Raw genomic sequence first — 12,916 nt, 5'->3', positions numbered from 1 at the left:
GTCCGCCACCTCGGTGGGGGCGGCACCCGAGTCCGATCGGCCGGTGCACGCCGGGGGCACCAGCGGTGTCGCCGCCGCCCCCGGTGACGCGGTGGCCGGTCAGCAGACCGCCGGTGGCGGGCAGGCCGGCCAGGGCGGCCGGGGGATGGGCGGTGGCACCATGATGGGCGGCGGGATGATGGGCGGCGGTGCACAGCAGAACCAGGGGGACCAGGAGCGGAAGAACCAGTCGCGCATCATGTCCGACGCCTCGGAGCTGTTCGGCGAGCCGGAGGCCACGGTGGCGCCGGTCATCGGGGAGGACGGCTGAGGCCGGCTGAGGACGGTGCCGGTGGCGGGTCCTGGTGCCCGGCGGCTCCCACCGGCGTGCCCGGCCCGCCCGCCCCGGTCCTGGCCGGCTCAGCCGGCGTCCGGCCCGGTGAAGTCGAGCAGGACCTTGCCGGACCTGGCGGCGTCGGCCGCCGTCGCCAGTGCCTCCGCCAGCTGGTGCACCGGGAGGACGTGTGAGACGACGCCCTCGGTGGGCAGCGAGCCGTCGGCGAGGGCGTCGAGCACCGCCGTCATCTCGTCGTGGAACCGGAAGGAGCCCGCCACCGTGATCTCCCGGCTGATGAGGCTGGCGACGGGGGCGGGGATGTCGCCGGCGGGCACCAGGCCGAGCAGCGTGAGGTGCCCGCCCCTGCGCAGCCCGGAGGCGGCGGCCGCGAGCCCGGCCGGGCTCCCGGAGGACTCGATGGCCACGTCGACGCCCAGCGCGGCCACCGAGGCCAGGTCGGTCGCCACGATCGTCCTGGTCGCTCCCAGCCCCTCGGCGACGCCGAGGGGGCGGTCGTGCAGGTCGGTGACGATGATCTCGGCCGCGCCGGCGCGGGCCAGCGCGGCCACGACCAGCGCGCCGATGGGGCCGGCGCCGGTGACGAGCACCCGCCTGCCCCGGACCTCCCCGCTGCGGGCCACCGCGTGCCAGGCGACGGAGGCCGGCTCGGCGAGGGCCGCCGTGCGCGGGGGGAGGCCGGCGGGCAGCGGGAGCAGCCGAGCCGCCGGCAGGACGCGCAACGCGGCGAAACCGCCGTCGGTGTGGGGGTGGCGGGCGGCGCTGCCCAGGTAGGTCGTCCTGGGGCAGATGTTCTCCCTGCCCTCGGCGCACCGGTCGCAGCTCCCGCACGGGCTCGCGGGGTGGACCGCGACCGGCGTCCCGACCGCCGGACCGCTGCCGTCCACCGCCGCGCGTTCCACGTGGCCGACGACCTCGTGGCCCAGCACCATCGGGGAGCGCAGCACGGACTCACCGGCCGCGCCGTGCCGCCAGTAGTGCAGGTCCGAGCCGCAGATGCCGCCGTAGGCGATGCGGACGACGGCCTCGCCCGGCCCCGGTTCGGGCAGCGGGACCCGGTCAAGGCGTACGTCGTTTGCGGCGTGGGCGACCACGGCGAGCGTGTCCTGGGGGTGGGGAACGAGTGGCACGGTGCGTCCTTCCGGGCGGAGGGGGAGGGCCTGGTGGGGTGGGGCGGCCCCGGGCGGCCCGGGACCGCGTTCCGGCCGCTGGTCGGGCCGGAACGGCTCGCCGCCGGGGAGCTCAGACGACGGAGGTCATGCCGCCGTCGACGAAGATCACCTGGCCGTTGACGAAGTCGGAACCCGAGCCGGCCAACCACACGGCCGGGCCCACCAGGTCCTCGATGCGGCCCCAGCGGCCGGCCGGGGTGCGCCCCGTGATCCAGCTGGTGAACTCCTCGTCCGCCACCAGTGGGGCGGTCAGCTCCGTCTCCACGTAGCCGGGGGCCAGGCCGTTCACCTGGATGTCGTAGGCCGCCCATTCCGCGCACATCGCCCGCGTGAGCCCGGCCAGGCCGGCCTTCGCCGCCGCGTAGGGGGCGATCGACGGCCTGGCCAGGGCGGTCTGGACGGAGCAGATGTTGATGATCTTCCCGCGCCGACGGGCCACCATCCGGCTGGCGACGGAACGCCCGACGAGGAAGGCGCTGGTCAGATCCGTCCGCAGCACCGCATCCCAGTCCTGGGGGGCGAGCTCGAGCATGGGCTGCCGGTGCTGGAAACCCGCGTTGTTCACGAGGATGTCCACCGGCCCCACCTCGGACTCCACCGCCGCCACCGCCTCGTCCACGGCCGAGGCGTCGGTGACGTCGAAGGCGCTCGTCCGCAGCCGGTCCGAACCGACCCGCGCGCCCAGCTCCGCCGCCGTGGCGGCCAGGCGTTCGGCGTTCCGCCCGTTGAGCACCACGGTGGCCCCGGCCTCGGCCAGGCCCGCCGCCACTGCCCGGCCGATACCTCGACTGGATCCGGTGACCAGCGCGATCCGGCCGGTCAGGTCGAACAGGGCGTGGGACATCGACGTCTCCTCGGTCATGGTCGCGGGGTGGTGGGTGGGAGGTGGGGCCGGGGGCTAACCGACCAGGTAGATCACGGAGGCGAGGCCGAACCCGGTGAAGGCCATCAGGGTCTGGATCACGGTCCACGTCTTCAGGGTGGTCTTGACGTCCATGCCCAGGAACCTCCCGACCAGCCAGAAGCCCGAGTCGTTGACGTGGCTGGCGATGACGGAGCCGGCCGCCAGGGCCAGCACCAGGGCTGCCAGCTGGACGGAGCTGAGGTCGGTCATCGTGTCCACCACCGGTTGGACGACGCTGGCCGCGGTGGTCAGGGCGACCGTCGCGGAACCCTGCGCCAGCCGCAGCGCGCTGGCGATGACGAAGCCGGCGAGGATCACCGGCATCCCGAGTCCCTCCAGGCTCTCCGCCAGGGCGTCACCCGTTCCGCTCGCCCGGAGCACCGCGCCGAACATCCCGCCGGCGCCGGTGATGAGGATGATCGAGCAGATCGGGCCGAAGGAGCTGTCGACGATGCTCTCGGTCTCCCGGCCCGGCCTGCGGCGGCGGACGCGCAGCAGGTAGATGGCCAGCAGCACGGTGATGAGCAGGGCGACCGGCGTCTGCCCGACGGTCCGCACGGCCAGCACCCAGCCCGCCTCGGGGTCGACCACACCGGCGACGCCCAGGGCGTCCAGACCGGTGTTCGCGAAGATGAGGACCAGCGGGAGCAGCAGCAGGAGCAGGATCGTCCACAGGGCCGGCGGATCGGCCTCGTCCTCCTCGGACGCGGTGCCGAGGATGTCCGGGACGGGCAGGACCAGGCGCCGCCCCATGATGCGGCCGTAGAGGTAGCCGGCCACGTACCAGGTGGGGATCGCGATGACGAGCCCGAACAGCAGCACCAGGCCGATGTCCGCCCCCAGGAACCCGGTGGCGGCCACCGGGCCCGGGTGCGGCGGGACGAAGATGTGCATCACCGAGAACGCGGTCGCGGCGGGGAGCCCGTAGAGCAGCACCGAGCCGCCCAACCGGCGGGCCACGGTGAAGATCACCGGCAGCATGACGACCAGGCCGGCGTCGAAGAAGATCGGGAAGCCGAAGAGCAGCGACGCGACGCTCAGCGCGAGGGGCGCGCGGTTCTCGCCGAAGAGGCGGAGGAGGCGGTCCGCGAGTACCTGGGCCCCGCCGCTGATCTCCAGGAGCCGGCCGAGCACCGCGCCGAGGCCGACGAGCAGCGCGACGGAACCGAGCGTCGAACCGAAGCCCTCGGTCATGGTGGGCACGACCTCGCCCGCCGGGATGCCGGTGGCCACCGCGGTCAGGAGGCTGACCAGCACGAGGGCGAGGAAGGCGTGCAGCCGGACCTTCATGATGAGGAACAGCAGCAGCGCCACCGCGAGCAGCGACACCAGCAGCAGGCCGCCGGTGGGCAGGGCTGGGGTGAAATCGGTGTTCACCGGCGGCCTCCTTCCTCGGCGGTGATGGACCCGGCGGCGCGGTCGACGAGCTCGGCCGGGGGCGCGGCGATGTCCAGCACGACCCCGCTCTCGTCCGCGCCGAGCGGTTCCAGCGCGGCGTACTGGGAGTCGAGGAGGGAGGGCGGCATGTACTCGTGGTGGCGGGCGGCGACCCGCTCCGCGACGAGGGACCGGTCGCCGGCCAGGTGGACGAGGAACAGGTTCGGGGCGTAGCCGCGTACCAGGTCCCGGTAGTCACGCCGCAGGGCCGAGCACGCGACGACGGGGGGTTCGCCCGCGTCGACGCCCTTGGCGATGCGTTCGCCGACGATGCGCAGCCAGGGCAGCCGGTCCTCGTCGGTCAGGGGCTGGCCGGTGGCCATCTTCTCGATGTTCGCTGGTGGGTGCAGTGAGTCGGAGTCGACGAAGGGCCGGTTCAACCGTTCGGCCAGCAGTGCGCCGACCGTCGACTTCCCCGACCCCGAGACCCCGATGACCAGCACTGGTCGCGGCGCCGTTGCCGTCATTGCCTACTCCTATGCTGAGTGGCTGGGTGGACCTACATCAGATGAGTAGCGCAGAGACTAGGCATTAAATCTGATGTAAACAACTCCCTGTGCGAAATAAGTCAGATCACAACTGTGGGTGTTGATCGGATCACCGGCGGCACCGGGGAAGGGCGACGGCGTGGCCTGGGTGAGCCTGCACGACCGGCTGTTGGAGGAACTGGGGCTGGCGGTGACCGGCGGCACCCTGGCGGCCGGGGACCGGGTGTTGCTCGACGAGCTCGCCGACCGGTTCGACGTCTCGCGGTCGGTCATCCGGGAGGTCGTGCGGGTCCTGGAGGCGCTGTCGCTGGTGTCCTCCCGGCGACGGGTGGGCGTCGTGGTCCTCCCGGCGAGCGAGTGGAACCTCTACGACCCCAGGGTCATCCGCTGGCGCCTGGCCGGTGACCAGCGGGCCGACCAGCTCCGCTCCCTCTCGCAGCTCCGGGCGGCGGTCGAACCGGCGGCGGCCGCGCTCGCCGCCAACAACGCCAGCATCGAGGTCGCCGCCGAGCTCATGTCCGTGGCGGGGCGGCTGAGGGGGCTCGGGCGCTCCGGCGACCTCGAGGCCTTCCTCGTGGTCGACATCGCCTTCCACCAGATGATCCTCCGCGGCAGCGGCAACGAGATGTTCGCGCAGCTCTCGGAGGTCGTGGCCGAGGTCCTCACCGGACGGACCCAGTACGGGCTGATGCCCCGCCACCCGGCCGCGGAGGCACTCCAGTTGCACATCGACGTCGCGGACGCCGTCCAGCGCGGCGACGCCCCCGGAGCGCAGTCGGCGATGCTGCGCATCGTCGACCAGGCCGTCGAGGAGCTGGCACCGATCTGGCGGTAGGTACTCCCGGTGCCAGGCGGTCAGGCCGGGGCGGGAGCCCGGACGTGCCCCCTCAGCCGCCCCCGGCTGGTGCGCGGTCCCGCTCCCGGGTGTGGCGCAGCGTCCTGGTGACGAAGACGGTCAGCAGGAGCAGCCCGATGCCGCCGCCGGCACCGGCCACCGCCACGATGGTCGGGGTCCAGTCCCGTTCCTCCAGGTAGTGGACACCGCCGTGGAACAGGGTGCCCGAACTCGGTTCCTCGTCGGGCAGGGTCCGCGTCAGCGCGGCCACCGGGTCCACGACCCCGGTTCCCCACCCGAACGCGACGCCGTTGACACCGCCGGTCTGCTGGGCGGTCCGCTTGATGCGGTCCACGACCTCCATCGCGGAGAGGGCGGGGAAGCGTTCGCGCACCAGCGCGGCGGTGCCGGCCACGTACGGCGCGGCGAAGCTGGTCCCCTGGATGGGCTCCAGGCCGTTGCCCTGGATGTCGAGCATGTTGGCCAGGCCGTCGCCACCTGGCGCGGGGTCCACCGAGGTGACCTCGGTGCCCGGCGCCGCGACGTCGACCCACCAGCCCTGCACCGAGAACTCGGCCAGGGCGCCCGTCCGGTCGGTGGCCCCCACGGCCAGCACCTCGGGAAACGCGCCGGGCAGCGTCATGTGGGTGACGTTGTCGGCGGTGTTCGTCGAGCAGCCGTCGGCCCCGTTGCCCGAGGCGGCCACCACCACCACGTCCCGCACGTGGACCGCGTACTTGACGGCGGCGTGCAACCGCTGGACGTAGGGGGACTCCACGTCGGTGATGGGCTGGCAGGAGGACTGGGAGAGGTTGATGACGTCCACGTCCTGGTTCGCCGCCTGCACGATGGCCCGCGCCATGATGTCGGTGTTGCCGGCGCCCGCGACCTTCTCCTCCTGGGGGATGTCGTCGTTGGCGTCCTGGTAGTAGTTGGAGACGTTGCGGATGCCGACGAGCTCCACTCCCGGGGCGATGCCCCGGAACCGGGAGTCGTTGCCGAAGGGAGCCGCGCCGATCAGGCCGGCGACGATCGTGCCGTGCCCCTCGCAGTCGTAGGTCCCGTCCCTGCCGTCCCGGCCGTCGATGTAGTCGCCGGCCCCGCTGAGCCGGTCGCCGAAGGACGGGTGCCGGTTCACGCCGGTGTCGACGACGGCGACCCGCTGCCCCGCGCCGGTGGCACCCATCCGGGCCAGCTCGTCGAACCGCAGGTAGTCGTGCGCCCAGGACTGCGGCGGCAGTGAGCCGCTCGTGCTCGCCCCCGGGATGATGCAGGCCGTCCGGTGCTCGAACAGCGCCCAGTCGCTGGCCGAGGGCGGCACGCCCGGTGGCGCGGCGGGTTCGACGTCGGGGAACGTCGGCACGTTGCCGTTGAGCCGCCGGTCGGCCTCGGACCTCGGCCGGTCGGGGTCCTCGGTGTCCCCCGCGGCCGGGCCGTCGCCCTCGGGGACCTCCGCGTCGCCCCCGTCCTCCGCGCCCGGCTGCCCCTGGTCGCCCTGGTCGGTGAAGTCCTCGTGCCCGCCGTCCTGGCCGGGGTCCTCGACGCCCTCCCCGTCCTGCTGGTCCTCCTGCGCCACCGCCACACCGGTCAGCAACGGAGCGGTGCTCAGGCTCGGGCCGACGAGCGTCACCACCGCGACCGTCGCTCCAGCGGCGAGCCGCCGGACCGCGCCGCCCGAACGTCGGCTGGCAGCCATCGTCATGTCCTTTCGCCGCACCCGCGATGTCCTCCCGTCGGAGTCGCGGCCGTCACCACTCGATCTGGATCAACTGGCGGAAGGTCGTGTACAGCTCCATCACGGCCAACGCGACCGGGATGACCGCCGCGATCATCACGGCCTCGAAGATGTCGACCGACCTGCGGAGCACCGGGGAGAACTTCTGGTCGGGGAACACCACGCCGAGGACGAACGCGGCCACCGCCAACACCATCAGCGTCCCGAAGACGCCCAGCAGCATCACCAGCTGGTCGTCGGTCGCGGTCATCCACCCCACCACGAGCCCGGCCGCCGTGAGCATCCCGCACATCAGCAGCGCGATCGCCTGGGTCCCGTTGGCGTAGGTGCGGGAACGCAGCAACAGGACGATCGAGACGACGACCCCGAGCACCGGGCCCCAGAAGTTCTCCGACCCGGCGGCGATGACCGCGCCGATCGCGGCGACCACGCCGCACCCGATGATCATCCCGGTCATGTACTCGTGCGCCAGTCCCGAACGCTGTTCGATCACCGCGTAGTCGGGGAAGCCGGTGTCCTCCTTGAGGTCCTCGGCGCTACCGGGGACCTGGGGGAGCGGCAGCTTGGCCAGGTAGATCGTGAGCCGGGGCAGGATGGACAGCGCGGCGAGCGAGACGGCGGCCGCCCCGGCCGCGATCCCCGACGGCGGGTGGTCGACGAAGGTGCCCACCAGGAAGGTCAGCGCGCCCAGCGCACCGGCCGCTCCGGCGGCGACGAAGACGACGACGCCCTGCCCCAACAGCATCACGCTCGCCGACGCGACGACGGTGACCAGCGCCGACCCGAGCAGGAACGACGGTGCGAGCTCACCGCCGGGAACCAGGTGCAGTCCGCCGACGAAGGCCATGGGGAGCCCGCCGGCGGCGGCGATCAGCAGGCCGGTCTGCGGCGCGCGGTACGCGCGGGTGACGACCGCGCCCGCCGCGACGGCGACCACCGCGGTGACCGTGGCCGTGATGGCCGACCCCAGGCTCCGGCCAGAGACGAACAGCGCGACGGCCGCGACCACCAGCGCCAGCACCCCCGCGATGTGGCCCAGCCGGTGGGCGGTCTCCTTGGTCCACGGCCGGAAGCTGAGCGGGTCGGAGTCGGAGATCGCGTCGACCACGTCGTCGTACAGCGGTGGTGGTGGGTTCTCCGAACGACGGCGCAGCTGCACGATCTCGCCGTCCAGCACGCCGAGGGAGGCCAGCGTCCTGCTCGGGTCGAGCGGCCCCTCACCCATCTTCGCCAGGCACCAGCCGCCGTGCCGGGCCCCGCCGTCGGGAGTGGCCTCCTTGGACATCTCCAGCAGCATCGGAAGCAGGTCGGCCACTGCGACGTCGGCGGGCAGGGCGAGGTCGATGCGTGTCTTCGGCGCAACCACCGTCACTCGGCTGAACACCGTCGTACCGGTCGCCACTGCGCCCCCTAATGTCATGTCGTCGGTTGCTTCTCGGGCCGCCCCCGTGGCGGGCGGGCGTCCCCGTGGACCGGGTTCACCGAATCCGTCCCGCCGTCGCGGTGAGCGCCCTTAGTATGGCCGCACCGAGTTGGGCGAGTCCGTGGGTTTGGCGTAACCGAACCAGAACGTCGGCCGGAATGCCTCGGGAACGGGAAAATCAGCGGACTGCCCCGGACCCGAGCGTGAACCGCCACCGCGTCGCCGACGTCCGCCGACCGTCCCGTGATGTCGAGTGCGAGAGGTGCCTGTTCGGTGAGCACGCTGAAGTTCAAGCGGTCGCCGCGGCTGTCCGCCCCCCGGCCGCCCGGTGGTGAGGTGCATCTCGAACCGCCGCCCGAGGTGCCGAGGCCGATACCCGGCAACATCATCCAGAAGCTGCTTCCGGTGATCATGATCGTGGCGTCGATCGGGATGATGGCGCTGATGTTCACCATGCGCCGCAACCCGATGATGCTCATGTTCGGCGGCATGTTCCTCATCTCGACCATCGGCATGATGGTCGGTGGCGGTGGCAAGGGCAACGCCCAGAAGAAGGCCGAGATGGACGAGGACCGCAAGGACTACCTGCGGTACCTCGGCCAGATGCGGGACCGGGCCCGGGAGGCCGTCGCCGAGCAGCGGGCCTCCCGGGAGTGGCACCACCCGGACCCGCAGGCGCTCTGGTCGATGGCGACCAGCCGGCGCATGTGGGAGCGGCGGCAGAACGACTCCGACTTCTGCCACCTCCGGGTGGGGCGTGGCTCCCAACGGCTCGACACGAGGCTGGTGCCCCCGCAGACCGGCCCGGTCGACGAGCTGGAGCCGTTGACCACCCTCGCCCTCCGCCGGTTCGTGCGGGCGCACTCGATCGTGCCCGACCTGCCCATCGTGATCGCGCTGCGCGGTTTCGCCGCCGTGGGGATCGAGGGGGAGGCCAAGCACACCCGGGCGTTGGCGAGGGCGATGGTCTCCCAGCTCGCCACGTTCCACACGCCCGAGGACGTGCTGATCGCCGTCGTCACCTCGGGCCGGGCGAAGCAGGAGTGGGAGTGGGCCAAGTGGCTGCCCCACGTCCAGCACCCCACGATCAACGACGGCATCGGCTCACTGCGGATGATGGCCGGCTCACTCGGCCAGGTCGAGTCGTTCCTCGCCGACCACCTGCGGGACCGGCAGCGCTTCAGCCGGAACGCGCCGCCGCAGCCGGACCAGCCGCACATCGTCATCGTCATCGACGAGGGCGAGGTCACCCGTGAGGAGTACATCCTCATGGAGGAGGGGCTGTTGGGCGTGACGCTCCTCGACCTCTCCAACTCCCTGGGCAAGCTCACCGCGCGCCGCGGACTGCGCCTGGTCGTCGACGAGAAGCGGGTCGGGGCGCGCAGCGCGGGCGGTGTGGAGTGGTTCGGCTCGCCGGACGACCTGAGCCTCGCCGAGGCGGAGGCCCTCGCCCGGAAGCTGTCGCCCTACCGGCTCGGCGCGGCCTCGCAGGAGCAGAGCGAGGAGGAGCCGCTGCTGTCCAACCCGGGCGTGCTGGAGATGGCCGGCATCGCCGGCGACGAGATGACCTTCGACGTCCAGGAGGCCTGGCGCCCCCGGCCCGTCCGCGACCGCTACAAGGTCGCCTTCGGGGTGGGCGAGCACGGCCAGCTCGTCGAGCTGGACATCAAGGAGGCCGCCGTCGGCGGGATGGGGCCGCACGGGCTGTGCATCGGCGCCACCGGGTCCGGCAAGTCGGAGTTCCTGCGAACCCTGGTGCTCGGCCTGCTGGCCACGCACTCGTCGACCGCGTTGAACATGATCCTCGTCGACTTCAAGGGCGGCGCGACGTTCCTCGGCCTGGACAAGGCGCCCCATGTCGCGGCCACGATCACCAACCTCTCCGGTGACCTGACGCTGGTGGACCGGATGAAGGACGCCATCTCCGGCGAGGTGTCCCGCCGGCAGGAGATCCTGGCGAAGGGGAACTTCAAGAACGTCTGGGACTACCAGAAGGCAAGGGAGAACGGCGCCGACCTCGACCCGCTCCCGGCGCTGTTCATCTGCATCGACGAGTTCTCCGAGATGCTGACCGCCAAACCGGACTTCATCGACATCTTCCTCCAGATCGGCCGGGTGGGCCGGTCGCTCCAGATCCACATGCTGCTGGCCTCGCAGCGGCTGGAGGAGGGCAAGCTGCGCGGGCTGGACACCTTCCTGTCCTACCGGATCGGTCTGAAGACGTTCTCCGCCTCGGAGTCCCGGGCCGCGATCGGCGTGCCCGACGCCTACGAGCTGCCCCCCGTTCCCGGCTCCGGCTACCTGAAGTTCGACACCACCAGCCTGGTCCGGTTCAAGGCCTCCTACGTCTCCGGCCCGTACCGGCCGGCCGGCGTCCAGGTCGGACCGACCTCGGCCCCCGTCACCGCCGACCGCCGGCCGAAGCTGTTCGTCCCGGACTACGTGGAGATCCCGAAGGAACCGGAGAAGCCGGCCGAGCCCGCCCCCGCCCAGAAGAAGAAGGAGGAGGAGGCCAACGAGCCGAGCGAGCTGGACGTGCTGGTCAGCCGCCTCGTCGGTCAGGGGCCGCCGGCGCACGAGGTGTGGCTGCCGCCGCTGCGCGAGTCCTCCCCGCTCGACCTGCTCATGCCGCCGTTGGCGCCCGCGGAGGACCGGGGGCTCTCGCCCGCCGGCTTCTTCGCCAACGGCCGGCTCCAAGTGCCCATCGGCCTCGTCGACAAGCCCTTCGAACAGCGCAGGGACCTGCTCTGGGCGGACCTCGCGGGCGCCAAGGGCCACGCCGCCGTCGTCGGTGGTCCGCAGACCGGGAAGTCGATGGCGCTGCGGACGCTGATCATGTCCATGGCGTTGACCCACACCCCGGAGGAGGTCAACTTCTACTGCCTCGACTTCGGTGGTGGAACGTTGCAGAGCCTCTCCGGGTTGCCCCACGTCGGCGCGGTCGCGGCCAGGCGTGATCCGGACACCGTGCGTCGGACCATCGCCGAGATCAGTGGTCTGATCGCCCAGCGGGAGGCCCTCTTCGGCAGGCTGGGTGTCGACTCGATGGCCGACTACCGGGTGCGCAAGCGTCGGGGCGAGGCCAAGGAGGACCCCTTCGGCGACGTCTTCCTGATCATCGACGGCTGGCTCAACTTCAAGACCGAGTTCGAGCCGATGGAGAAGCAGGTCCAGAACCTGGCCGGTCAGGGCCTGAGCTACGGTGTGCACCTGGTGCTGACCGCCAACCGGTGGGCCGAGATCCGGCCCGCGCTCAAGGACCTGCTCGGTACGCGCTTCGAGCTCCGGCTCGGTGACCCCACCGAGTCCGAGGTGGACCGGCGGGTCGCGGTGAACGTGCCCCAGGGCGCACCGGGGCGGGGTCTGTCCCCGGAGAAGCTGCACTTCCTCATCGGTCTCCCCAGGATCGACGGTTCGTCGAACCCGGACGACATCGCCAACGGTGTGGGCGACGCGGTGGCGAAGGTGTCGGGCGCCTGGCGCGGCCCGCACGCGCCGAAGGTGCGGTTGCTCCCGGAGCGGCTGCCGATCGAGCAGATGCCCCGCCTGGAGGTGCCGCCCGGCAAGAAGCTGGTGCCCATCGGCGTCGACGAGAACGAACTGGCGCCGGTCGCCTTGGACTTCGACTCCGATCCGCACTTCATGGCCTTCGGCGAGCGGGAGTCGGGCAAGACCAACCTGCTGCGCACGATCATCGAGGGCATCACCAAGGCGTACACGCCGCGTGAGGCGCTGATCCTGCTGGTCGACTACCGGCGCACGATGCTCGGTTTCCTCCAGACACCGCACCTGCTCGAGTACGCGGTGTCGGCGAACCAGCTGAAGGGCTACGTCGGCGACATCAAGAACTCGCTCGCCAAGCGCATGCCCGGCCCGAACGTGACGCAGGAGGAGCTGCGGAACAGGTCCTGGTGGAAGGGACCCGACCTGTTCGTCATCGTCGACGACTACGAACTGGTGGCCCCGCAGGGGGCGAACCCGCTCCAGCCCCTCGCCGAGTTCATCCCGCAGGCCAAGGACGTCGGCCTGCACATGATCACCGCCCGCAACATCGCGGGTGGTTCGCGGTCCTCGTTCGAGCCGGTGATCGGCAAGATGAAGGAGGTGTCGACGCCGGGCATCATCATGAGCGGGCCCAAGGAGGAGGCGAACATCCTGGGCAACATCAAGCCGACCGCGATGCCGCCTGGTCGGGGGACCGTCGTCAGCCGGCGGGTGGGCCAGCAGCTGATGCAGATCGCCTGGCTGGAGCCGAACTTCTGACGGACCGGCGCGGCTTCTCGTCGAGCGTGGAGGGGGCTGTCGCCCGGACGGCCCCCTCCGGTGCGTTCCGAGCGGACCAGCCGCCGTGGCGGCCGCCGGGGTGGACCGAGGCCAGCGGTGTCGCGGCCTCCCCCGTGGCGGTGACTACCCTGGCTGCGAAGAAGGTCGGGAGGTGGTCGGTGCCTCCCGTCGTGGCCGGGTGCCCCCGGGCCGGCGGGCGGGCCGGGGCCGGCGGCCGCCGGAGTCCGGTGTGAGGGGCGTTGACGTGAGCTTGCGCGTGGCGGTCGACTTCGGAACGTCCAGCACCTGCGTGGTCGCCTCGGTC

General features: G+C 72.0%; 8 protein-coding genes and 1 pseudogene. 3 read left to right on the top strand and 6 right to left on the bottom strand.

Annotated elements, in window-relative coordinates; translation table 11 throughout:
• Positions 1 to 310, top strand: a pseudogene (locus tag ACTIDRAF_RS0209265) (hypothetical protein); the annotation flags it as partial.
• Between the two features lie 89 nt (positions 311 to 399).
• On the opposite strand, the gene ACTIDRAF_RS0209260 reads toward ACTIDRAF_RS0209265, so the two are convergent.
• From ACTIDRAF_RS0209260 to ACTIDRAF_RS0209245, 4 genes are all read right to left on the bottom strand, one after another.
• Positions 400 to 1,464, bottom strand: a complete 1,065-nt coding sequence (locus ACTIDRAF_RS0209260) for an alcohol dehydrogenase catalytic domain-containing protein (RefSeq protein WP_016698457.1) — start codon at positions 1,462 to 1,464, stop codon at positions 400 to 402.
• Between the two features lie 112 nt (positions 1,465 to 1,576).
• Complete coding sequence (locus ACTIDRAF_RS0209255; RefSeq protein WP_245533483.1) at positions 1,577 to 2,368, bottom strand: SDR family NAD(P)-dependent oxidoreductase; 792 nt, start codon at positions 2,366 to 2,368, stop codon at positions 1,577 to 1,579.
• 36 nt (positions 2,369 to 2,404) lie between these two features.
• Positions 2,405 to 3,787: a GntP family permease gene (locus tag ACTIDRAF_RS0209250; RefSeq protein ID WP_016698455.1), complete on the bottom strand. Its 1,383-nt coding sequence runs from the start codon at positions 3,785 to 3,787 to the stop codon at positions 2,405 to 2,407.
• Positions 3,784 to 4,314 (bottom strand): gluconokinase, encoded by a 531-nt coding sequence (locus ACTIDRAF_RS0209245; protein ID WP_026065926.1) that lies wholly within the window; start codon positions 4,312 to 4,314, stop codon positions 3,784 to 3,786. Before ACTIDRAF_RS0209245 ends, ACTIDRAF_RS0209250 begins: the two co-directional genes overlap by 4 nt.
• A gap of 124 nt (positions 4,315 to 4,438) precedes the next feature.
• Between ACTIDRAF_RS0209245 and ACTIDRAF_RS0209240 the strand changes: the two genes are divergently transcribed.
• Positions 4,439 to 5,170 (top strand): FadR/GntR family transcriptional regulator, encoded by a 732-nt coding sequence (locus ACTIDRAF_RS0209240; RefSeq protein WP_245533484.1) that lies wholly within the window; start codon positions 4,439 to 4,441, stop codon positions 5,168 to 5,170.
• A 52-nt stretch (positions 5,171 to 5,222) separates the two neighbouring features.
• On the opposite strand, the gene mycP is transcribed toward ACTIDRAF_RS0209240, so the two are convergent.
• Positions 5,223 to 6,866 (bottom strand): type VII secretion-associated serine protease mycosin, encoded by a 1,644-nt coding sequence (mycP, locus tag ACTIDRAF_RS27980; RefSeq protein WP_157162940.1) that lies wholly within the window; start codon positions 6,864 to 6,866, stop codon positions 5,223 to 5,225.
• A 52-nt stretch (positions 6,867 to 6,918) separates the two neighbouring features.
• The gene (eccD, locus tag ACTIDRAF_RS0209230; RefSeq protein ID WP_016698451.1) at positions 6,919 to 8,307 is read right to left on the bottom strand and encodes a type VII secretion integral membrane protein EccD; all 1,389 of its coding nucleotides are present in this window, start codon (positions 8,305 to 8,307) and stop codon (positions 6,919 to 6,921) included.
• 294 nt (positions 8,308 to 8,601) lie between these two features.
• Between eccD and ACTIDRAF_RS0209225 the strand changes: the two genes are divergently transcribed.
• Positions 8,602 to 12,591 (top strand): type VII secretion protein EccC, encoded by a 3,990-nt coding sequence (locus ACTIDRAF_RS0209225; RefSeq protein ID WP_016698450.1) that lies wholly within the window; start codon positions 8,602 to 8,604, stop codon positions 12,589 to 12,591.
• The last annotated feature ends 325 nt before the right edge of the window (positions 12,592 to 12,916 follow it).

This window comes from Actinoalloteichus spitiensis RMV-1378 (assembly GCF_000239155.1).
Lineage (GTDB): Bacteria > Actinomycetota > Actinomycetes > Mycobacteriales > Pseudonocardiaceae > Actinoalloteichus_B > Actinoalloteichus_B spitiensis.
This window is presented reverse-complemented; position numbering and strand designations above follow the sequence as displayed.

What these genes read in the sequence shown, in the direction of transcription:
- ACTIDRAF_RS0209255 (WP_245533483.1), bottom strand. Translation starts at nt 2,368, where the DNA reads ATGACCGAGGAGACGTCGATGTCCCACGCCCTGTTCGACCTGACCGGC.
- ACTIDRAF_RS0209245 (WP_026065926.1), bottom strand. Translation starts at nt 4,314, where the DNA reads ATGACGGCAACGGCGCCGCGACCAGTGCTGGTCATCGGGGTCTCGGGG.
- mycP (WP_157162940.1), bottom strand. Translation starts at nt 6,866, where the DNA reads ATGGCTGCCAGCCGACGTTCGGGCGGCGCGGTCCGGCGGCTCGCCGCT.